This window comes from Methanocella arvoryzae MRE50, from assembly GCF_000063445.1.
Lineage (GTDB): Archaea > Halobacteriota > Methanocellia > Methanocellales > Methanocellaceae > Methanocella_A > Methanocella_A arvoryzae.
Genome location: NC_009464.1, coordinates 474,191 through 494,339, shown reverse-complemented (window position 1 = coordinate 494,339; position 20,149 = coordinate 474,191). Strand labels below are relative to the sequence as shown.

At 55.7% G+C, this 20,149-nt stretch carries 21 protein-coding genes; 14 read left to right on the top strand and 7 right to left on the bottom strand.

Features of this window, described 5'->3' with window-relative positions:
• Window positions 1-33: 33 nt before the first annotated feature.
• Window positions 34-1,065 (bottom strand): Coenzyme F420 hydrogenase/dehydrogenase, beta subunit C-terminal domain, encoded by a 1,032-nt coding sequence (locus tag RCI_RS02460; RefSeq protein WP_012034794.1) that lies wholly within the window; start codon window positions 1,063-1,065, stop codon window positions 34-36.
• A gap of 471 nt (window positions 1,066-1,536) precedes the next feature.
• On the opposite strand from RCI_RS02460, the gene RCI_RS02455 reads away from it, so the two are divergent.
• The 11 genes from RCI_RS02455 (at window position 1,537) to RCI_RS02405 (ending at window position 10,525) form a co-directional block, all read left to right on the top strand.
• The gene (locus RCI_RS02455; RefSeq protein WP_012034792.1) at window positions 1,537-2,013 is read left to right on the top strand and encodes a GNAT family N-acetyltransferase; all 477 of its coding nucleotides are present in this window, start codon (window positions 1,537-1,539) and stop codon (window positions 2,011-2,013) included.
• An 87-nt stretch (window positions 2,014-2,100) separates the two neighbouring features.
• Window positions 2,101-2,976, top strand: coding sequence for a PhzF family phenazine biosynthesis protein (locus RCI_RS02450; RefSeq protein ID WP_048197898.1), 876 nt, complete (start codon window positions 2,101-2,103; stop codon window positions 2,974-2,976).
• A gap of 12 nt (window positions 2,977-2,988) precedes the next feature.
• On the top strand, window positions 2,989-3,438 hold the full coding sequence (locus tag RCI_RS02445; protein ID WP_012034790.1) for a C-GCAxxG-C-C family protein: 450 nt from the start codon (window positions 2,989-2,991) through the stop codon (window positions 3,436-3,438).
• Between the two features lie 17 nt (window positions 3,439-3,455).
• Window positions 3,456-4,160, top strand: coding sequence for a type 1 glutamine amidotransferase (locus RCI_RS02440; RefSeq protein ID WP_012034789.1), 705 nt, complete (start codon window positions 3,456-3,458; stop codon window positions 4,158-4,160).
• 96 nt (window positions 4,161-4,256) lie between these two features.
• The gene (locus RCI_RS02435; RefSeq protein WP_012034788.1) at window positions 4,257-5,441 is read left to right on the top strand and encodes an aminotransferase-like domain-containing protein; all 1,185 of its coding nucleotides are present in this window, start codon (window positions 4,257-4,259) and stop codon (window positions 5,439-5,441) included.
• Window positions 5,438-6,040, top strand: coding sequence for a transglutaminase-like domain-containing protein (locus RCI_RS02430; protein ID WP_012034787.1), 603 nt, complete (start codon window positions 5,438-5,440; stop codon window positions 6,038-6,040). The genes RCI_RS02435 and RCI_RS02430 overlap by 4 nt, the downstream gene beginning before the upstream one ends.
• A 41-nt stretch (window positions 6,041-6,081) precedes the next feature.
• A complete protein-coding gene (locus RCI_RS02425) occupies window positions 6,082-6,474 on the top strand; it encodes an ACT domain-containing protein (RefSeq protein WP_012034786.1) in 393 nt (130 codons plus the stop codon).
• A 72-nt stretch (window positions 6,475-6,546) separates the two neighbouring features.
• Window positions 6,547-7,197, top strand: coding sequence for a TetR family transcriptional regulator (locus RCI_RS02420; RefSeq protein ID WP_012034785.1), 651 nt, complete (start codon window positions 6,547-6,549; stop codon window positions 7,195-7,197).
• 119 nt (window positions 7,198-7,316) lie between these two features.
• Complete coding sequence (locus RCI_RS02415; RefSeq protein WP_012034784.1) at window positions 7,317-8,549, top strand: MFS transporter; 1,233 nt, start codon at window positions 7,317-7,319, stop codon at window positions 8,547-8,549.
• A 141-nt stretch (window positions 8,550-8,690) separates the two neighbouring features.
• Window positions 8,691-9,866, top strand: a complete 1,176-nt coding sequence (locus tag RCI_RS02410) for an amidohydrolase (RefSeq protein WP_012034783.1) — start codon at window positions 8,691-8,693, stop codon at window positions 9,864-9,866.
• A complete protein-coding gene (locus RCI_RS02405) occupies window positions 9,863-10,525 on the top strand; it encodes a diphthine--ammonia ligase (protein WP_012034782.1) in 663 nt (220 codons plus the stop codon). Before RCI_RS02410 ends, RCI_RS02405 begins: the two co-directional genes overlap by 4 nt.
• 16 nt (window positions 10,526-10,541) lie before the next feature.
• Here RCI_RS02405 and RCI_RS15640 read toward each other — a convergent pair whose 3' ends face one another.
• The 5 genes from RCI_RS15640 to RCI_RS02385 all read right to left on the bottom strand — a co-directional run bounded on the left by RCI_RS15640 (window position 10,542) and on the right by RCI_RS02385 (window position 15,135).
• Window positions 10,542-12,017, bottom strand: a complete 1,476-nt coding sequence (locus RCI_RS15640) for a PAS domain-containing sensor histidine kinase (RefSeq protein ID WP_012034781.1) — start codon at window positions 12,015-12,017, stop codon at window positions 10,542-10,544.
• A 147-nt stretch (window positions 12,018-12,164) separates the two neighbouring features.
• Complete coding sequence (locus tag RCI_RS17435; protein ID WP_269446488.1) at window positions 12,165-12,287, bottom strand: hypothetical protein; 123 nt, start codon at window positions 12,285-12,287, stop codon at window positions 12,165-12,167.
• A 114-nt stretch (window positions 12,288-12,401) separates the two neighbouring features.
• Window positions 12,402-13,145, bottom strand: a complete 744-nt coding sequence (locus tag RCI_RS02395) for a hypothetical protein (RefSeq protein ID WP_012034780.1) — start codon at window positions 13,143-13,145, stop codon at window positions 12,402-12,404.
• 20 nt (window positions 13,146-13,165) lie between these two features.
• Window positions 13,166-14,044 carry a type II methionyl aminopeptidase gene (gene map / locus RCI_RS02390; protein ID WP_012034779.1) on the bottom strand — a complete coding sequence of 293 codons (879 nt, stop codon included), beginning with the start codon at window positions 14,042-14,044 and terminating at the stop codon, window positions 13,166-13,168.
• Window positions 14,041-15,135, bottom strand: coding sequence for a M24 family metallopeptidase (locus RCI_RS02385; RefSeq protein WP_231844912.1), 1,095 nt, complete (start codon window positions 15,133-15,135; stop codon window positions 14,041-14,043). The genes map and RCI_RS02385 overlap by 4 nt, the downstream gene beginning before the upstream one ends.
• A 280-nt stretch (window positions 15,136-15,415) precedes the next feature.
• Here RCI_RS02385 and RCI_RS02380 point away from each other — a divergent pair, with 280 nt between their 5' ends.
• The 3 genes from RCI_RS02380 (at window position 15,416) to RCI_RS02370 (ending at window position 19,582) form a co-directional block, all read left to right on the top strand.
• The gene (locus RCI_RS02380) at window positions 15,416-17,011 is read left to right on the top strand and encodes a tRNA uridine(34) 5-carboxymethylaminomethyl modification radical SAM/GNAT enzyme Elp3 (RefSeq protein WP_012034777.1); all 1,596 of its coding nucleotides are present in this window, start codon (window positions 15,416-15,418) and stop codon (window positions 17,009-17,011) included.
• A gap of 115 nt (window positions 17,012-17,126) precedes the next feature.
• Window positions 17,127-19,034, top strand: a complete 1,908-nt coding sequence (locus RCI_RS02375) for a tetratricopeptide repeat protein (protein WP_012034776.1) — start codon at window positions 17,127-17,129, stop codon at window positions 19,032-19,034.
• Window positions 19,031-19,582, top strand: a complete 552-nt coding sequence (locus RCI_RS02370; RefSeq protein ID WP_012034775.1) for a rubrerythrin family protein — start codon at window positions 19,031-19,033, stop codon at window positions 19,580-19,582. The genes RCI_RS02375 and RCI_RS02370 overlap by 4 nt, the downstream gene beginning before the upstream one ends.
• On the opposite strand, the gene RCI_RS02365 is transcribed toward RCI_RS02370, so the two are convergent.
• The gene (locus RCI_RS02365; RefSeq protein WP_012034774.1) at window positions 19,579-19,998 is read right to left on the bottom strand and encodes a secondary thiamine-phosphate synthase enzyme YjbQ; all 420 of its coding nucleotides are present in this window, start codon (window positions 19,996-19,998) and stop codon (window positions 19,579-19,581) included. The two genes, RCI_RS02370 and RCI_RS02365, sit on opposite strands and share 4 nt — an antisense overlap.
• Window positions 19,999-20,149 lie beyond the last annotated feature (151 nt).

The window sequence follows — 20,149 nt, the reverse complement described above, 5'->3', positions numbered from 1 at the left end:
AAGGTACCGCCACTCAGTTATTTAAGGAAAGGCTTATAGTAAGCCATTCCTCTTAAGCTTGAGCCTGCCGACTTTTTCGATGGCTGCCGCATTGATGCCGGGGACAGCTTCTATGTACTGCATGTCCTCTGCTATTTCATACAAGCCCAGGCCTGCGGCAGTTCTGACGATGACTGTGCTCAAGCCCGGCTTGCTGCCGACGCTGCCGACGCTGATGTCGGCCGACTTCGCAGTGAAGTCAGGGCATGCTTTACAGCCTTTCCGCACGAAGCCTTCGAGGCTCGACAGTGGGATCTCCTTAACTTCCCCGCCCCGGAGGGTGACCGTCATCTTGCCTTCTGCGGCGTTCATCTTCGTGATCCGCCAGGTAGGCACACCGAGGCGCTTCGAGACCTCTCCAACCATGGAGTCATCGAAGACTTCGAAGCAGAACAACCCTATGGCAAACCTGACTTTCCGGGCGAGCTTCATGGCGTACTCATTTGTAGAGGCACGGAGCAGGCCGATGGCCTGGATGGCGCAAGGAGTGCCAACAACGGCTACACTGCGAATACTGTCATCGCCAGCGACCGTTTTCAGCGCTTCGAGGATGCCGTTGGAGTCATACTTGCTGCCTGCAGCTTTGCTCAGGTCTTCAGGGTAATAGGCGATCATCGGGTGAGCTTTCTGGACCCAGCGGTCGGATCCCATCACAAGCGCACAGTCGACGAGTCCTTCCTCCAGGGCAGCGGTCAGGAGCGCTGTGACGACTCCGCCGTTCTGGCTCCGCTCGACTTCGATTCCTGCCCTGGCGCTCTTGATGTCCAGGTACGGGCCGATGATTTCGGGTGACCTGAAGGCCGCATAGTTAGCCGGCGTCCTCGGGCACACTTCCAGGCATGCTTTGCAGTCCACGCACGGCGTGTGCTGGTATGGCTTGTGCTCTTCGACGTCGTAGGCAAGCGTGTTGCCCGGACATATCGTGATGCAAGCTCTGCAGCCTGCACACACGTCCTTTTTCCAGACCGACTCTTCGAGCTCCTTGTAGGGGAGAACGGACGGCTTCGATGATGCGTTGCTATGCATGTCCGACACCTTTATAAATGTGTGTGGGTAACACCATTCCTTCTTTACTGTGTATGTATATAATTCTTATCACGTAGCAGGCGGCTATCACTCGACTGCTGCCAGCTTTAGCGATCGATCTGTCCGAGGTAAACATGTCCGGGCAGTGGTTACTTCTTACCTGACCTCGATCCGAACATTTTAAAAAACCACAGGGCCAGCCCGGTCGAGATACCGCAGGACGCGAGTATCGCCACTATCGAAGCCACCAGCAGTACGGTTATACATATCCCGCCCCCGCAGCACATGGCAGTGGCAGGGTCGATAGTGGGTGTCGGCGTAACCAGGATAATACCTCTGGCTATTCCAATAGCCCTGATCAGCTATCAACTTTACCGGGCCCGGAAATCTCTGGCTCTCAGTTTTCCGCCGAATCTCCGGGAAAGAACAAATGTCCCGGTTTGTCTCATAATAACGGGGGAAGAAGAAAAGATGGAACATTACATTATTCAGGAGATGTCGGTCTCCGATCAGGATCAGGTCTGCTCGATTTTCAGGAATGGTGTGGCCTCCGGCGATCATGTGCTGGATGCCGATGATCCGGCGGAATGGATCGATTTCGAGCGCGGGGAAAACCTGGTGGCCAAGCTGGACGATAAGGTAGTGGGCTGGGCAATCGTTACACCGCTGGAGGAGGCGGAGTTGCCTCAGGGCGTCGGTCGTATCGGCGTCTTCGTAGATCCGGAATACCGGGGTAAAGGCATCGGCCGCCTGCTGTTAAACTCAGCCATCCAGTACTCGGAAGAACAGGGCATAGACTCGCTGATCTGCGGCATTGTGCCCGATAACCTGCCTGCGGTGATGCTGCACAAGTCCTGCGGTTTCAAAGCGCTTGGTATGCTAAGAGATGCTGGCATGTGCGGTGGCAGAAAGCGGGACGCCGTTTTATTGCAGCACACCTATGCCTGAGCAGAGTGTATCGGCACTCTTCCGATCAGCAGTCTGATCGGACACACTTATTATTTATGGCCATGATACTACTTCATCGGTATCTTTATGGCCCCTCATCCAATGTATACGCTCGACGTCTTCGCTGAAGAGCGATATGCGGGCAACCAGCTTGCCGTTTTCCGCAATGCGGCCGATCTTTCCCCGGAAATCATGCAGAAGATCGCACGGGAGATGAACTATTCAGAAACTACCTTCATCCTGTCGGATACTCCCCGGGACGGCGGCTACGATGTGAGGATATTTACTCCTGAGGAAGAGCTTCCCTTCGCCGGCCATCCCACGCTCGGGACAGCCTACGTCATCCTCCACGAGATTATGGGTACGCCTGGCCCTCAGGTTAAGCTGAACCTGAAAGTCGGCCAGATACCAGTATCAGTGCAGCCTGACGGCGTGCTGTGGATGGACCAGAAGCCCCCGGCCTTCGGGAGGCTCTTTGAGCCGGCCGAAATCGCCAGTGTGCTCAGCCTCGAGTTATCCGACATCGATACGAGGTTCCCTGTGCAGGAGGTGTCCACCGGATTGCCCTTCGTCATCGTCGCTTTAAAGAGTAACGGCGCTCTCCACCGGGCTAAACGCAACATGCCTGCTTTCGAGGCCTTTTCTAAGACTCACGGGCGAGACATGATCTACCTGTTCTCCGCCGAGCCCGGAAGCAGCGAAAACCAGCTGGCAGCCCGCATGCTCACCATCTTCCAGACCATGCCGGAGGATCCGGCAACCGGCAGCGCTTGCGGCTGTCTTGGGGGATATCTGGTCGAGCACCGGTATTTCGGAGAAGTAAATGTTGACGTGCGAGTAGAGCAGGGGTACGATATGGGCCGGCCATCCCTGCTGCGGCTCAAAGCTTCCCGGCAGCCTGGCCATATTGCAGTGAAGGTGGGTGGCAAAGTTATTATGGTCTCGAAAGGCCAGTTACTCTAGAAGTGGTATTACATGAGCGGCGATGGAAAAAGCAAGAGCGACCTGGCGGTCGAGTGTTTCAAATCAGGCTTCAACTGCTCGCAGTCAGTGTTCACTGCATTTTCAGGCGACATGGGTATGGACTCCTGTACAGCCCTAAAAGTGGCTACTGCCTTCGGCGGCGGGATCGCCAGCACGGGTAACGTCTGCGGCGCAGTCTCCGGAGGGCTGATGGCCATCGGCCTCAGGCACGGGCGGTGCACGATCGACGACCTCAAAGCTAAGGAAAAGACCTACGAGATTTCCCGGCGGTTCATGGACGAGTTCAAGGCTCGCCACGGATCTGTCGTCTGTAAGGAGGTTCTGGGCTGCGACCTGAACACCCCTGAGGGCAAGGCAGAGTTCGCCAGCAGGAACCTGATCAACGTCAAGTGCACAGCCTGTGTCAGGGATGCGGTGCAGATACTCGAAAATATTTTGTAAAGAGGGAGGAGATCTACATGCGCCTGCATTACCTTCAGCACGTCCCGTTCGAAAACATCGCCAACATTCAGGTATGGGCTAAAAACAAGGGCCATACCGTCACCAAGACTGTCCTGTACTACGACGAAGCCCTGCCTGACCTGAAGAGCTTCGACTGGCTCATCGTCATGGGCGGCCCAATGAACATCTACGAGGAAAAGGACTACCCCTGGCTGGTGCGGGAGAAAAAGTTCATCAAAGAAGCCATCGATGCCGGAAAGCTGGTCCTCGGCGTCTGCCTCGGCGCACAGATGATCGCCGACGTGCTCGGCGCTAAGGTGACACCTAACAAGGAAAAGGAGATCGGGTGGTACGAGGTCGTGAAGACGCCGGAGGGCAAGGCTTCCCCCGTTTTCGGAGCACTGCCCGACAGGTTCATAGCCTTCCACTGGCACGGCGACACGTTCGGCATCCCTGCGGGCGCAACGCGACTGGCCTACAGCGAGGCCTGCGAGAACCAGGCTTTTGAGTACAACGGCGGAAAAGTGCTGGGCTTACAGTTCCACCTGGAGTCGTCTGACGACAGCATCAACCGTCTCGCCAAGAACTGCGGAGACGAGCTCGTCGACGGCAAACATATCCAGAAAAAGGCAGAGCTGATCGGGCAGGATGAGAAGCTCCGGACGATTTACTGCCACATGTGTGCGCTCCTCGACGCGATGGAAAAGGCCAAAAAACCTTAGAGAACCAGCCTTCTTTTATTTATCGTGCTTTGGCCGCACAGATTCGGCCCAATTTTTTAGACAACATCTCAGATGATTAATTATACAGGTATTATTATGAGCATAGCCTTCGCTGACAGAATGTCTAACGTGCATAAGTCGTTCATCAGGGAGATCCTGAAAGTGACCCAGGACCCCTCGATCATCTCGTTTGCCGGCGGCCTGCCGAACCCGGCCTCTTTTCCCGTCAGGGAGATCTCTGAAGCGGCTACTGCCGTACTGAACGAGAGCGGCGAGAGCGTGCTCCAGTACAGCACCACTGAAGGATACGGGCCGCTGCGGGAGTACGTGGCAGAGCGGTATGCCCGCAGAGGACTCAAGGTCGATCCTGACGAGGTCATGATCACCAGCGGCTCCCAGCAGGGCATCGATCTTGCCGGCAAGGTGTTTATCGACAAGGGTGATAAAGTCCTGGTCGAGCGGCCGACCTACCTGGCCACACTGCAGGCGTTCGGCCTCTACCAGCCAGAGTTCCGATCAATCTCGCTGAGGGACGATGGCCCGGATACGGCGGAGATGGCGGAGGAGCTTGCCACAAAAAAGATCAAGCTATTCTACGCCGTGCCAAACTTCCAGAACCCGACTGGCATCACTTACTCCCAACGCAAAAGAGAAGATGTGGCGGCTCTGCTGAACGAGCACGGCACGGCTTTCGTCGAAGACGACCCCTACGGAGAGATTCGCTACATGGGCGATGATATGCCTCCGGTTAAAAAGTACATGGAGAACGGTGTTCTACTCGGCTCGTTCTCCAAGATCGTGTCCCCCGGCATGCGTCTCGGCTGGCTGGTGGCGCCGAAGGAAGTGATGGAAAATATCGTGATCGCCAAGCAGGCCACAGATCTGCACACCAACTTCTTCACCCAACGGGTGGTGTACCAGTACCTGATCACTAACGATGTGGATTCCCACATCATGAAGATCCGGGCGATGTACAGGAAACAGCGGGATACCATGGTGCGTGCCATCGAAAAGCACTTCCCCGAAGAGGTCCGGTATACCAGGCCGGAAGGCGGCATGTTCCTCTGGGCCACGCTGCCCGAAGGCATATCTTCCCTGGAGCTGTTCGACATCGCCATCAAGGAGAAGGTGGCGTTCGTGCCCGGCCAGGCGTTCTTCGCCGACGGCTCAGGCCAGAACACCCTGAGGCTGAACTACACGAACTCGGGCGAGGAAGCGATCGAAACCGGCATCGCCCGTCTCGGGAACGCCATTCACAGGCTAATGGAGCAGAAGAAGTGAATCGGTTAGAGTCACACCACCTCGATAACATTGGAGCATATCTCCGGCCTACAGACGTCATCGACTATGACGACCACTCAGTAGCCCTGCTGGCCGGGGCAGTAGAGGGAGATACTAAACAGGATACTATCAGACGGGCTTTCGAGATGGTCCGGGACCAGTATCCCCACTCATGTGACGCGGGCTCCGAAGAAGTGGCATGTACCGCTTCAGATGTGATCCGGCTCGGGCACGGCCTCTGCTTTGCCAAGTCGAACCTGCTCGCAGCCCTGCTCCGGTACCACCACATACCTACGGGGTTCTGCTATGAGCGGGTCCGGCGAGATGAAGGGGGTTTCGTGCTCCACGGTTATAACGCCGTAGTCATAGACGGGCAGTGGAGAAAGATCGACGCGAGGGGCAACAACGACCGGGTAAGAGTCTACTTTACACCTGCCCGGGATATGCTGGCATATCCGCCCGATGCCAGCGCCGGGGAGATGGAGTTCCCCGGAGTCTATCCTGACCCTTCGCCGGCCGTGCTGAGGGTGCTGCGGGCAGGGCCTGACGTAAGCTCGGTAATTATCAAGCTGCCAGGCGATCTGCCGCCATACGATTAGCTTTATAACCGATCGTATCAAATTTCATAACGTAGGTATAAATGAAGCTGTCACTCTTAGTATTGAACCCTGTGTTCGCGATCTGTACCCTGGAAAGGGATGCCCCGTTACCCGAATGGGCTCTGTCCAGCGACTTCTTCTCGATCACCAGGACCTACGATGAGCTATCCATCGTGTGCCTGCAGGAGAGCATACCGCAGGACGTCAAGATCAACAAAGGCTGGCGCTGCCTGAAAGTCCAGGGCCCGCTCGGCTTCGACATCGTCGGCATCCTGGCCTCGCTCTCCCTGCCCCTGGCCAGCGAAGGTGTGAGCATCTTCGTGCTCTCGTCTTACGACACCGACTACATCATGGTCAAAAACTACGACCTGGACAAGGCCATCGAAGTGCTCCGCAAGGATGGGCATACTGTAGAGCAGCAGCCTGCTCAATAATCTCTTTTTATCTTTTTTCGGGTCAGTCGTCATTGTAAAATTTATATACGTACTGGCATGTATGCTTAATGTATGCGACGCACCAAAGAGGAAGCCGAAGTCACCCGGGATAAGCTGTTGAGCGCCGCCCTGAAAGTCTTCAGTAAAAAGGGCTACGCTACGACGACGCTGGACGACATAGCCAGAGAGGCCGGTGTTACCCGGGGCGCTATCTACTGGCACTTCAAGGGCGGAAAAGCTGACGTTTTCAACGCTATTGTGGATACCGGCTTCGCCCGCATCGGCGACCTTGTGGAAAAACTGATGGCCGAAGGCGGCACACCGCTCGAGCTGCTGGAGCGAATGATGGTCCGCCTGATGCAGTTCTGCGAAGAGGACGATGACTACCGGGCGTTGCAGGAGATCACTATTTTTAAGATGTCGGAAGACCCGGAACTCTCGTTAAAGCTGGAGGATAAAAAGCACGCGCAGGAAGAATCTGTGCTGTATATCGCCGATCTGATCAAACAGGCCAGAGAGGCCGGAGAAGTGCGCCCGGATGTAGACCCGATGACCGCCGCCATCACGGCTTATGGCATGCTTAACGGCATCGTGCTGCTCTGGATGATCGAGCGCTCGGTGACCGACACTCCACAGTTCTCGCTGAAAGATCAGGCAGCGTCGTTCGTGAAGCTTTATTTGCAGGGGATTACTACTCCTGCCGGCTGCAGGAGCAAGGTATAAATACAATTAACATACACGTATGTATGTAAATTTCTGAGGGTTCTGCCCTCACAACTACTATACCAAAATCTCGTATTGATAATTTACATACAAACATGAATGTATAATGAGGTTACTTTATGGAGACGAAAAAAGAAGGACTGTTGAACATGGACAAAAACCAGAAGCTCGCGCTTCTGGTCGTATTTATCGCCATCTTTACCGACATGCTCATCTACTGCATGATCGTGCCGATACTGCCTGAATATGCTTCCGGACTGGGCGCCTCTCAGCAAATGATCGGCCTGCTGTTCGCAAGCTACGCCATCACTTTCCTGCTCGCCGCGCCTGTGGTCGGCGTCCTGTCCGACCGGGTCGGCAGAAAGCTCCCGATGCTCGTCGGCTTACTGGGCCTGTTCGGCTCCACGCTGCTCTTCGCATTTTCCAGCGATCTCACCATGCTGTTCGTCGCCCGGGCGCTGCAGGGCGTCTCCGCAGGCGCAACCTGGACAGCCGGTCTGGCGCTGCTATCGGACCTGTTCCCTCCAAAGATGCGCCAGCAGGCTATCGGCATAGGCATCAGCGGCAGCTTTGCAGGCACCTTGCTCGGCCCGCTGTTCGGGGGAGCCCTCTACGAATACGGTGGCTATGCACTGCCTTTCCTCGCAGCCGCCGGCCTGGTGCTGATAGACGGCATCGCCCGACTACTGCTGCTCAAGGATCCGCCCAGGCTGCCAGCAGAGCAGCAGGTATCGCTGAAGTCCATGCTGAAAAATCGCACCATCCTGCTCATGGCCGGAGTCATCGTGCTTGTCTCCGCTGCAACTGCCCTGCTCGAGCCGGTCCTGCCACTGTACCTCTCAGATGTCCTGAAGGTATCCCCGACGATGATCGGCCTGCTGTTCGCAGTAACCGTGGTCGCCAGCCTGATCGCGTCTCCGCTGTCATATAAGGTCGCAGAGCGCTTCGGCCGCAAGAGAGTGATTATCGCCGGCCTCATCTGCTCCGCCCTCATCCTGCCGACGCTGGCCCTCAGCGGGTCCTTCATCCTCGAAGTGGTACTAATGGCAGCGCTGGGTGGAGTCCTCGCCATAGGGCTCGCCTCGGTGCCGCTGGAGATGACCGACGTCATCGACCGCCTCGGGCAGGGCGGATACGGGGCCGTATACGCGATATATAACCTGGCCCTGTCCTTCGGCATGATGGCCGGACCGATAGCCGGCGGCCTGCTTGCGGGTTCCTTCGGGATCACAGCGGGTCTCGGGATCGGCGGCGCATTCATGATCGGATACGCAATGCTTCTGCTGATCGTAATGAGGGGTTCCGGGAAGGCCTCAGAAGAAGGTACGGTTGTCTCTGTATCCACACAGTAATCTTACCGCAACCGGCGTCCCGGAGCCGGTGCTATTTTTAACTCCTCATAATCATATGGTTCATTTGATTGGACACTGGGCAGCAGGAAATAATTATTATGGCAGGATGCTAATTACTGCAAACAATTACGGCGATGTTTTATGATTATCAGAAACGCCACTTACTTTGACGGCGGTAAGATCGCGAAGGGCGATCTGCACCACGGCCCGTCTGACGAGGAGTTCGACGCCACGGGAAAATTCGTCATCCCCGCCTTTAGCAACTGGCATACCCACCTATCCATGACGCTCATGCGAGGCGCCGGAGAAGGCGAAAAGCTGCAGGACTGGCTGAACAACACGATCTTTCCCATGGAGCGGCGCCTGACCCCGGATCTGGTCTATAAAGGGGCGATGCTGGGCCTGGCGGAAATGATCCGTACTGGTACGTCGCACTTCATCGACATGTACTACTTCGCGGAAAGCGTGGCGAAAGCCGTCGAGGCATCCGGCATCCGGGGCACCCTCGGCACTCCGATCACAGAGTTCGGCACCGCCTATTATGACGACGCAGGGCACGCGCTGCGGCTGGCAGAGCGCCAGCTGAAAAACGCAGTACCCGGGGGCAGAGTAGACTATTGCGTGGCCCCTCATTCAATCTACCTGTGCTCGAAGGAGACGCTGCTGAAGGCTAAAGACCTCGCCCGCAAGTACGGCGTAAAGCTGACCACCCACATCTCCGAAACCCGCAAGGAGTGCGTGGATTGCCATAAGGAAACAGGCCTCTGGCCTGTGGAATATCTCGACAGCATCGGCCTCTTAGACGAAAACACCGTCATGTCCCATGCCGCCTGGCTGACCAAAATGGAGGTCAGGATTCTTGGGGATAGGCACAGTACAGTGGTTCACTGCCCGACCTCTAACATGAAGCTCGCCTCCGGCGGAGTCATGCCAGTGCATGAGCTGCTGGACGCAGGAGTAAAAATCGCGCTGGGCACCGACGGCGCCGCCAGCAACAACTCGCTCAACATGATGCAGGAGATGAAGTTCGCGAGCCTGCTGCAAAAGGCGCACCGGTGGGACGCCACTGCTGCCCCCGCACCTGTGGTTTTCAAGATGGCCACTCAGGATAGCAAAGACCTGGCCTTTATTGACCTGAACGACGTACGGATGCTGCCTCACCACGATCTGATCGCCAACCTTGTCTACTCGGGCGGAGCAGTGACTGACCTGCTCGTCGACGACCGGCTGGTCATGAAGGACGGCGTCATCACTACATTTGACGAGGCCAAGATCAAGAAAGAGTTCCTGGAGGCCGCGACGGAGCTGTTGAAATGAAAGTGGCCGCCCTCTTCTCCGGTGGCAAGGACTCCAGCTATGCGGTCTTTATCGCCCGGCACTACGGCTGGGAGGTGTCCCGCCTCGTCACCGTATTCTCGCAATCCCCGGAGTCGTACATGTACCATGTGCCCGCAGTAGAGCTCACGAGGCTGGCCGCCGAGTCGATCGGCATTCCCCTGGTCGAAGTAGTCACTCCGCCGGAACCGGAGGCAGAGCTGATCCCGCTGCGAGACACGATATCCAAACTGGGCGTCGACGGCATTGTATCTGGCGCGCTCGAGTCAGAATATCAGCGCAGACGACTGGATCAGATATGCCAGGATGCCGGCGTCAAGTCTTTCGCGCCTCTGTGGCACAAGAACCCGCGAGAACTGCTGGGTGACATGGTCGATCAGGGCTTCGAGATCATGATCGTAGGCTGCATGGCCGAAGGCCTGGACGAGAAGTGGCTCGGCCGGGTGCTGGATAAGGCGGCGCTGGCTGAACTGGACCGGCTACACGCAAAGTATGGCATACACGTCGCTGGCGAGGGTGGCGAATACGAGTCCATGGTGATCGGCGGGCCCCACATGCAGCGGCGCATCTGCGTGGACTACGAGAAAGAATGGCGGGTGCACTCGGGGAAGATCATTGTGAAGGAGGCGTGGCTGGAATAGTCCGGAGTTCCGGTTTTTAATCTGTTTCAGCCACCGGCAGTATGACGATAAACCGGCTGCCCTGCCTGTAATCCTCCGTCATCCGATTTTCCACTCTGAGGTAGCCGCCGAAGTCCCGGACAAGCATGTCTGTAAGGCAGAGCCCGAGGCCTTTGCCGTTGGTTCTCGCCTTATCGAGCGACTGGAGATCAAAGAGCTGCCTTTTATAATCGTCGGGTATGCCGGGACCATTATCCTCTATGGCGACCTTGCAGTACGGTTTACCGTTACTCAGGGCTACTCCGGCGGAGATGTTGATGGTCAGGGCTTTTCCGGGGTCGGAGTGCTTGATGGCGTTTCCCACCAGGTTCACGAAAACGTCCTTCAGGAGTTCGTTTGCCCTGACTTTCGGAGAATGCCTGATCGCTATGTTTATCTCCACATAGCGGCCGGTAATGCCCGAAAACTCAGCTTTTACTTCCCTGAGCAGTTTACCTACGTCTATGATCTGCGACTTATAAGCGCCCGCCTGTTCGTTTCTGACTTTTCTGACGTTGCTTATCAGGCGGGAACTGCTCTGGAGTGTTACCATCGGCTTCTCGATTAAGAACAGGTTCTCCTCCGTAATCGAGCCTCCTGCTTTTACTATGTCGATCGCCAGTTCCAGGTAACCCATCGCTATCTGGTTCATGTTGTTGATGTCGTGGCCCATCAGATCAAGGTACAGTTCTGCCTGAGCTCTGGCATTTTGCAGCTCTGCCTCGATCATTTTTCTCTCGGTGATGTCGTGGAAGACTCCGAACGCCCTGATGGGGTTTCCCAGCTTGTCGAATTCGACGTCTCCTTCGAGGTAAATGTGCTTAAGATTACCATCCGGGGTTACGATCCTGAAATCGATCTTTCCGTCAGTCATCCGGGCTTTCGCCGTCGATAGGAATTTTCGGACCCTGTTACGGTCTTCGGGATGAACGTGCTTCAACAACGCTTCGGTGGATGGAGTTTTTTCCGAAGGCTCCATGCCAAGAATTCTGTAAGTCTCATCGGACCAGTAGAGTCTCCGCTGGCGCAGATCCCACTCCCAGCTACCCATGCGGGCGATCTTCTGCGCCCGGTCGAGCTCCGCTATACTGGCCTTAAGGCTCTTCTCCATCCGTTTTATATCCGTGACATCCCGGACAATAACCTGCACCAGAGGCTCGCTATTGTCACCTACTCGACATGCTGAGATCTGAAGACTAACCGGATTGCCGTCAAGCCCGATCATATTATCTTCGATCAGGGGGATGTTAATGCCCTTTTCCAGTATGAGCTTGAAACGCTGCCTGGCCAGTTCACGGGAGTATGCCGGAATAAAATCGTAGATGCTCCTGCCGATTAAACAGGCCGGGCTGTCGGCTCCCATAATTCTCGCATATGAGCTGTTTGTATAGACAATCTGTTCTCCCGTATGTATGACGATCCCGTCGTGAGATTGCCGGTATATCTCTTGATATAGGCTCAAATCATCGTGCATCGATAATCCTCGGAACAGATATCACTATTCATGTCATATCGAAGAGACGAAATAGTTAGCGCTACCGGTAAATCCGGTTAAATAACAGGGGGAGATACTACCATAGTCTGCAAGGCTTGTATCTCCCATGTGCTCGTCCTTTTATACTTAATAGCCCTGGATCTCTCGTTCCCCGGCCTTGAGGACTTCTTTGCACTTATCCGGCAGCTCCTCGTAACTGTCTACTTTTTCCACCTCGTGGATGAACCTGAGCCTGTCCTCCTGTTTCATATTCGTGTAAGCGTCGGTATGAGTGATCTTGAAAGCGCGCTTGCTGAGCTCCGGGTCTATAGGAATTCCTCCGCAGGTGAGGTTTACTACTGGCGATAAAAATGTTAGCTGCGTTTAATCGACTACGACGACCGAAGCTTTCTCGTCGAACGGGTTGGTCCGCAGCGCGAGGGAGAACAGGTATGGGTAGTGGCCTTCCAGATACTGGATGTAGTCCAGCCACTGCAGCGCGAGCAACTCGTAGGCTCTGCTCGTATCTTTCGACAGGTGGGCGATGTCTGAATCCGGCAGCTGGTCCAGCGGGCCCCTATAGTCCAGCTCCTCGGCGAGGTGGAAGACTGCCCGGAGTAAGCTGGTGAAAGCTTCGTGCTCCAGCAGGACCGGATTTTCCAGCAGCCTGACCAGGGTGGGCCGCTTGCTGCACAGGAGCTCCTTGATGGCGGACAGTTCTCCCGCGTCGAACTCCGCCCGGAACTCGTGGCCCTTCATGGTCTGTCTGATCCTGATAAAGTCGTCAGGCTTGCATTGGCCAGTTATCCGCAGGCAGCTGCGAAGCTCACTGGCCGACCGGTCCTCGATCACCATCATCCTCAGCAGAGACGTGCCTATCTCGCTGAAGAACAGGCCGATCACCATGTTCATCTTCTCCAGGCGCTCCCGCCTTTCCCGCATCTCTATCAGGTGGTCGAGGATGAGTGTTACCAGGATGACTTCGATGGGCAGGAAGCCCAGGTGAAATACCAGGTACTTTTCCAGCCAGTGGGCGTCGTGGAAGAGTAGCAGGTGCAGCCCGAATACTGCGATGGATATGAATACCAGCCCCGTGCCCAGGGCCACCTTCCAGCCGACTCTCGCCATCGTTACAACCTGTCTGCTGTTTACATCGTCGTTACTTCGCACCCGTCTTCGGTGACGATCAACGTGTGCTCGGCCTGGGACACCATGCCACCCCTCTCCTCTACGAGGACCGGGTACGCGTGGATGATCCCCATGCGCATCAGGTTATTTAGCGTCGCATCAGCCCTCTTCTGGCCTGCCACCCATCTTCTGGCGAACGGCAGCCCGTTGAACTTCTGGATCGCCTTGAGCATGTCTCTGTCCGAGGGCATACGAACCGGCTTGACCGCCGTAATGCCGAAGATCTCCATCAGCTCGCCTTCGCCGACCATTCCAATTCCATCGGTGGCGAAAGGCTCGATGGCGATGACCTGTCCTGCCTTGAGCACTATGCCCTGTCCAATTCTCTTGTTCGGGATGGAAGGCGCCGCGTGCTGGACGAACCGCTCCAGCCCGTGGCCGGTCAGGTTGTAGACCGGCTTCAGGTCGAAGCCCTCGATGGTCTGCTCGATGACTTCACCAATCTCAGCCGTGGATACGCCTGCCCTGACCACCTTGATCGCTTCTTCCAGCGCTTTTTCCGAGGCTTTGACCAGGTTGGCGTCCCCCTTCAGGTCGACTGTGATCGCAGTATCCGCAATGTACCCGTCTACGTGGACTCCGATATCCAGCTTGACGATGTTGTCCTCGAAGACCCTCGTATCGCCGGGCGCGGGAGTATCGTGCGCAGCCTCCTCATCCAGCGAGATGTTCACCGGAAACGCCGGCCTGCCGCCTCTCTTGAAGATGTCGTTCTCGATGGCCTCTGCTACGTCGAGCATCTTCGCTCCCTTCTTCACCAGCGGCACTGCCGCCAGCCGGACTTCCTTGAGGATACGCCCCGCTTCGCGGTATTTGTCCAGAATTGCGTCACCGCTCATATGATTAGCTCCTTGGGATACTTAGTCAGGTTCTTGCAGCCCTTTTTCTCGACCACAACAATGTCTTCTATCCGGACGCCGCCGACGTCCGGGAGGTAAAGTCCGGGCTCGACCGTGACGACCATGCCCGCTTTCAGCGCCTTTGTGCCAGTCTGGCTCAGCCTGGGGGCCTCATGAATCTCCAGGCCGACGCCGTGGCCGGTGGAGTGTATATACCCGGTCTTCGACTTAGTCCTGGGGGTGCCATAGCCATGCTTTTCGAAGACGTCGCAGACCTTATCGTCCACCGACTTGCCGGTCACGCCTTCTTTGATTGCCCCGAGGGCGGCTTCCTGTGCCTTTAGCACGAGATCGTACATCTCACGCATCTGCTTCGTGGGCTCGCCCCTGACGAACGTGCGGGTCATGTCCGCCCAGTACCGCTCCTTTTTACCGAACGGGAATATATCTATGACTATAAGCTGATCAGCCGGGATGGGGCCCGCGCCCGTGAAGTGGGGGTCTGCTGCGCCAGGGCCTGCCGCTACTATCGAGTCAGTCGTCTCATAGCCATTCCTGACAAAGACAACCTCAATTTCACGCTGAATCTGCTCTGATGTCAGAGGCTTGCCCCTGTAGTAGAGTATGCCGTCTTTGACCGTGGCTTTCCTCAGCAGGCTTTCAGCTTTTGCCATGCCCTTCTCGTTGACCCGCTGAGCCTTCTGGATCAGGGCGATCTCTTCCTTCGACTTGATCAGCCTGCTCTCTTCGATCTGCATTTCCGCAGGAGTCACTTCGATGCCCCGTGAGCGAAGGCTGTCGGCCAGCTTCAGCGGGAACAGCGCCGGGACTGCAACGCTTTTCGCGGACAGATCCCTCAATATTTCGGAGAGCATGTCAGCGTAGGCGCCGTCCGGGTCGTTGGTCGCCCTGACCTTATCCATGTAGCCGTACTCTTCGTCGGAAATGACCTGGTCTACCCTCGCCTCTTTCTCTGCCCGGCCCCGCTCCATAGAGGATACTATGACATACGATTTACCCCCGGCGCAAATGTACGCAAACGAATCGGGAGCCAGAAAATGCGTAGCGTAATAGAGATTTGCGTTATCCATGCTTTTGCCGACCATCAAGACCGGCATATCGTCTTTTTTACACGTCATCAGAATCGATCCAGAATTCTAATAATAGGGAATAATACGGCGATTCTCATTGATAAAACTTACACTAATCTAAAAGAAAAGAGGTTCTTCTCCATATTTCAGATTATGATTCCGGGTAAATGTAGCCATCGTGGAGGGGGTAATCTGACCAATACATCTCCTATAGGAAAAGAGCCATTGTTCTACTAATCCGAAAAGTACATATCACGTTGCACCACTTTTCAATCATCACATGGATGAAATCCAGATTGCCTGCCGAGAGTTGATTGATCTTATTCTATCCGGCAACGTGGCCACCCAGGATGAGCTAAATAAGGCGAAGAAGAACGTCAGCATAGCCCACCGGCTCTCCAAGCTGCCCCGGAACTCCGACATTCTGGCAGCAGCCGCTACCGACGCCGAGCGTGACGTTGTACTCGGGCTCCTCCAGAAACGCCCTATCCGCACAATTTCCGGCGTAGCCGTCGTGGCTGTCATGACCTCACCCGAGAAGTGCCCCCACGGCAAGTGCGTGCCCTGCCCGGGCGGCGTCGATTCTGTCTTTAATTCCCCTCAGAGCTATACCGGGACAGAGCCAGCCGCATTGAGGGCGAAGCAGGAGGACTACGATCCCTACAGGCAGGTCACAGTCCGTTTATCTCAACTCAAGCAGATCGGCCATGATCTTGATAAATGCGAGCTCATCATCATGGGCGGCACGATGACTGCCCGCAGTCTCGATTATCAGGAATGGTTCGTACGCCGGTGCCTCGAAGCGATGAACGACTTCGGAGGCGAGCCGCATCCCACTTACTTCATCGAAGAAGCACAGAAGGCCAACGAAACAGCAAGCATCCGCAACGTGGCTATGACTTTCGAAACCCGCCCCGACTGGTGCCGGGAAATCCACGTCGACCGGATGCTGAACATGGGCGGCACCAAGGTCGAATTAGGGGTGCAGAGCACCTACGACTTCGTCCTGAAGAGGATTGAGCGGGGCCACTCGGTCGCGGATTCGGTCGAAGCGAACCGTATCCTCCGGGACTCAGGCTTCAAGATCGGCTTCCACATGATGCCCGGCCTTCCCGGCTCGGACTTCGAGCGGGATCTCAGGATGTTCAAAGAGCTGTTCGAGGACAGCCGGTTCTGTCCCGACTACCTGAAAATCTATCCGACCCTGGTGACCGAGGGGACAAAACTCCATGACATGTGGGAGCGGGGCGAATATAAACCCCTGTCAAGCGACGACGCCGCAGTACTGATCGCTCAGATCAAGGCATCGCTGCCGCCGTGGGTGAGGCTGCAGCGTATCCAGCGGGATATCCCGATCAAGCATATCGTAGACGGAGTAGTCAAGAGCAATGTCCGCCAGCTTTCGGGAGATCTGCTTAAGGACTCACACCTTAAATGCCGCTGTATCCGGTGCCGGGAGATCGGGCACAAAGTGCTCCAGGGCTCGAAACCAGATCCGGCAGCTGTTCGGCTCCACGAGCACAAAATGGCCGTCTGCGGCGGCACCGAACACTTCCTGTCCTTCGACGACGAGAGCATCGACGCTCTCGTGGGATTCCTCCGCCTCAGGTTCCCTCACAGGCCCCACCGGCCGGAACTCGCCGACGCAGCCATCGTCCGGGAACTGCACGTCTACGGGCGGATGGTGCCTATCGGAGAAAAGGACGATGCATGGCAACACCAGGGCTATGGTAAAAAGCTCCTTGCAAGGGCTGAAGAGCTCGCCACCGAAGCCGGCTTTAAGAAACTGGCCATCATCAGCGGCATCGGAGCCAGGCAGTATTACCAGAAACTTGGATACAGGCATGATGGACCTTATATGTCTAAGATGCTGTAATCTGTCACCCTCTGGCCAGCAAGATACTGTTGGCCTACCGTCCCTTGTTTTAGCGCCATGAAAGCTTATTATTAAGCGATAAGAGTTAAATATATAAAAAATTTAATAAAACTGCATGGACTTTTTGCCGGGCGCACGAGGGTTGATCAACTACATAAAAGATAACCTCAGCATAATTATCCTTCTGTCAGCAGCATTCCTCGCTGCACTGATCTTCGTCTGGCAGGCCGTCGCTGCCCGTACCTACGTCAGCCCGGCCGAGCAGAGTGCCATCTTAAACATGCTCTTCATCTGCGATACTATCTTCCTGACAATCTCTGTAGTGATCGCCCTTCTGATCCTTTATCTCTCATCGTTATCAGGCGGCAGCCTGAAAGAAATTTCTTATGATACCTATGCAGTCTTCATCATCTTCCTCATAGCGCCGCTGGTATTCATCGGGTGTATGATGGCCTATAAGCCGCCCGGCCTTTACCAGTATTCTGTGAGTGTCTCGGGACTGCTTTCAGTGATGTCGTTGCTGACTGCAGTCATGCTGGTACTGTACGCCATCCGGTCCGTTCAGCCCCAGGTGCGAGTCAGGCGCCTGATCGAGAGGATCTGCCAGGAATTCCGCCAGTCCGGGGCTGCCGGGTCTACGGCTTCCATCGCCATGCAACAGCCATTGGTCTCTTCCACCACTATCTCGCTGATCAGCCTGTTGAAGAAGCTATCCGTGGCAGGAGATACTTCTGTCGTGAACGCCGCTGTCGATTCTATGGCTTCGATAGCCTTAGGCGTTACTGGCAGGGCGAGTATCAAGGACCTGGCGTTAGCCCGCAGTATGGTCTGCGACATCGTAGAAACAGGGGCGATTGGCGCAGAAGCCCGTAATCCCGGCGTAGTCTGCCACTCGATCGACCGGCTCAGGGAGATCACCGTCATGTCCCGGCGCATAGAGATATCCTCCATGGCTTTCAGGGGAATCGGGTACGTGGCCAGCGCGTGCATAAAATTCGGCGACTGCGTCCGGGCCTCTGTGTTTGATCCGTGGCTTGCCCGGGTCTATACGACCATATATGATAGCATGGGCCGGAGAGAGGCTCTCGACAAAGCTGTACAGGTGGTGGAACGGGCCCTGGCCCGTAAGGACGAACTGATGCCGGAGGAAAAGTCCCACCTGCTGTTCGTGGCCGGCCACGTGTATACCCGGCTTGCGAAAGCTGATAAATCGGCAGACAAGGCGTTACTTTCCATATCTCTGCTGGAGCAGGCGCAGAACACCGGAGAGCCCGGGGTGCTGGACCGGGCACTGATCAACGCCGAGGTTGGCCGGGCGTATGTAGTGCTGGCCTCGTCCCGTAATCCGGTGAAGAGCTATAAGAAAGCCCTGGCTGCCTTTGAAGAGGCTGGTAAAATATTGACGGAAGCCCTGTCTCCCTGGGACGCGTCCTCTCTGGAGGCGGATACCGGAAATGCCTGCGTTCTGCTCGCAGACGAATACTACCGGCTGCGTCGGTATGACGATGCACTGGCGAGCGCAAGGGGAGCCATCGAGCATTATACTGTGGCTGCCAGATTCTTCACTCCCCGCAGGTCAAAAGAGCTTCACGGCAAAATCATGTCTGACGCCGGTCTGGCTCACACGGTCATCAGTGAGATTTTCCTGAGGTCTCACGAGCTGGATAATGCCCTGAAGCACGCTTCTATGGCTATCAGCTGCTATAATTCTTCGATCGGCATGATCGACCGGGAGTACGCGCCCGAAGCATATGCGTCCATGAAAGTAAGCATCGGTCTGGCCTATGCCAGCATGTCGGAGATCTGCTTCAAGGAAAAGCGGTACGAAGAAGCGATATCGGCCTGTGACAGCGCCATCCAGGCCTACAACGAAGCAGTGAAACTGTACGAGGGTGCAGGTAAGGAAAAGCTGGCAGCAGATGTCCGGAAGCGCCTGAAGCAGGCAAGCGATCTCTTTAACACCTTCATGATGATCGGTAAAGGCAAAACGAAGTCTATATCCCTGACGGAGGACGTTTTATGAGAGATGCGACCGCCCGGTGTCTCAGGGATGCCTTCTGCAGCGAAAGCATGTCCCACGTCCGGTACCTCATTTTTGCAGGCCATGCCCAGGACGAGGCCTTTCCCGGCACTTCCCGCCTTTTCAGGGCGTTCGCCCTTGCCAAGTACCTCCGGGCCTCCGAGTTATATTTCCTGTCCCGGGACATGCTGGAAAACCCGGCTGTGAATGCGAACTCGTACTTCATCCTCGAGCGGACTATTGACCACCTGATCAAAGCGAAGGATATGGAAGCCCTCAGCGTCAAAGAAGTTTTCGAGCCATATTACGCAGTTGCATCCTCTGAGGCGGAGTCAGCTGCCATGAAATGCCTGGATAAGTCCATAATGATAAGCAGGATTATTGTTAATACAATAGATCCCCTACTACAGCAGCTTAAGCATATGGATGAGGAACCCAGTATCGGGGATATCTACCTCTGCTCGATTTGCGGCTTTATCGCCCTCGATCAGCCGCCGGAAGCATGCCCATGCTGTAACAGCAGTGCAGAAAACTATATTCTCGTCGTCTAAAACCCGAGGACCTGGACGATTACTTCCCGGCGCCGGGGGCGCATGTCGAAGTCCACAAGGACGATCTGCTGCCAGGTGCCCAGGAGCAGCGACTTGTCTTTGAACGGGACTACAATGCCCGGCCCCATCACCGCAGCCCTGATGTGGGACATTCCATTGCCGTCTCCCCATTTCAGGTCGTGCTCGTAAGAGGCGTCCGACGGGGCGAGGCGCTCCAGCGCTCTCGGTAAGTCCTGCTGTAAGCCGGGCTCGAACTCGATGGTGGTGATCGACGCAGTGCTGCCCGGAACGAAGATTGTGGCGATGCCTTCGTTTATCCCGCCCGAAGCCAGCACCTGCTCTACCTGATCCGTGATATTGATCATATTGCTATAGCCTTTGCTTTCGAGCGATAGCGTTCTGGTAAACACTGGCATTAGATACTCACTCCTGCCCCCGTTGCATTAGATACCCACTCATGCCCCCGATAGTTCCTCTCTATAGGCTGATTACATTTAAATATATCCCGGTATCGATCCTTCGTATGCAGGCAAGATTCTTGCAGACTCACGGCCACTCATAAGGTAT

Excerpts from the sequence above, each read along its gene's own strand:
- RCI_RS02460 (WP_012034794.1), bottom strand. The coding sequence starts at position 1,065 with ATGCATAGCAACGCATCATCGAAGCCGTCCGTTCTCCCCTACAAGGAG.
- RCI_RS02455 (WP_012034792.1), top strand. The coding sequence starts at position 1,537 with ATGGAACATTACATTATTCAGGAGATGTCGGTCTCCGATCAGGATCAG.
- RCI_RS02450 (WP_048197898.1), top strand. The coding sequence starts at position 2,101 with ATGGCCCCTCATCCAATGTATACGCTCGACGTCTTCGCTGAAGAGCGA.
- RCI_RS02445 (WP_012034790.1), top strand. The coding sequence starts at position 2,989 with ATGAGCGGCGATGGAAAAAGCAAGAGCGACCTGGCGGTCGAGTGTTTC.
- RCI_RS02440 (WP_012034789.1), top strand. The coding sequence starts at position 3,456 with ATGCGCCTGCATTACCTTCAGCACGTCCCGTTCGAAAACATCGCCAAC.
- RCI_RS02435 (WP_012034788.1), top strand. The coding sequence starts at position 4,257 with ATGAGCATAGCCTTCGCTGACAGAATGTCTAACGTGCATAAGTCGTTC.
- RCI_RS02425 (WP_012034786.1), top strand. The coding sequence starts at position 6,082 with ATGAAGCTGTCACTCTTAGTATTGAACCCTGTGTTCGCGATCTGTACC.
- RCI_RS02420 (WP_012034785.1), top strand. The coding sequence starts at position 6,547 with ATGCGACGCACCAAAGAGGAAGCCGAAGTCACCCGGGATAAGCTGTTG.
- RCI_RS02415 (WP_012034784.1), top strand. The coding sequence starts at position 7,317 with ATGGAGACGAAAAAAGAAGGACTGTTGAACATGGACAAAAACCAGAAG.
- RCI_RS02410 (WP_012034783.1), top strand. The coding sequence starts at position 8,691 with ATGATTATCAGAAACGCCACTTACTTTGACGGCGGTAAGATCGCGAAG.
- RCI_RS02405 (WP_012034782.1), top strand. The coding sequence starts at position 9,863 with ATGAAAGTGGCCGCCCTCTTCTCCGGTGGCAAGGACTCCAGCTATGCG.
- RCI_RS15640 (WP_012034781.1), bottom strand. The coding sequence starts at position 12,017 with ATGCACGATGATTTGAGCCTATATCAAGAGATATACCGGCAATCTCAC.
- RCI_RS17435 (WP_269446488.1), bottom strand. The coding sequence starts at position 12,287 with ATGAAACAGGAGGACAGGCTCAGGTTCATCCACGAGGTGGAAAAAGTA.
- RCI_RS02395 (WP_012034780.1), bottom strand. The coding sequence starts at position 13,145 with ATGGCGAGAGTCGGCTGGAAGGTGGCCCTGGGCACGGGGCTGGTATTC.
- map (WP_012034779.1), bottom strand. The coding sequence starts at position 14,044 with ATGAGCGGTGACGCAATTCTGGACAAATACCGCGAAGCGGGGCGTATC.
- RCI_RS02385 (WP_231844912.1), bottom strand. The coding sequence starts at position 15,135 with ATGGATAACGCAAATCTCTATTACGCTACGCATTTTCTGGCTCCCGAT.
- RCI_RS02380 (WP_012034777.1), top strand. The coding sequence starts at position 15,416 with ATGGATGAAATCCAGATTGCCTGCCGAGAGTTGATTGATCTTATTCTA.
- RCI_RS02375 (WP_012034776.1), top strand. The coding sequence starts at position 17,127 with ATGGACTTTTTGCCGGGCGCACGAGGGTTGATCAACTACATAAAAGAT.
- RCI_RS02370 (WP_012034775.1), top strand. The coding sequence starts at position 19,031 with ATGAGAGATGCGACCGCCCGGTGTCTCAGGGATGCCTTCTGCAGCGAA.
- RCI_RS02365 (WP_012034774.1), bottom strand. The coding sequence starts at position 19,998 with ATGCCAGTGTTTACCAGAACGCTATCGCTCGAAAGCAAAGGCTATAGC.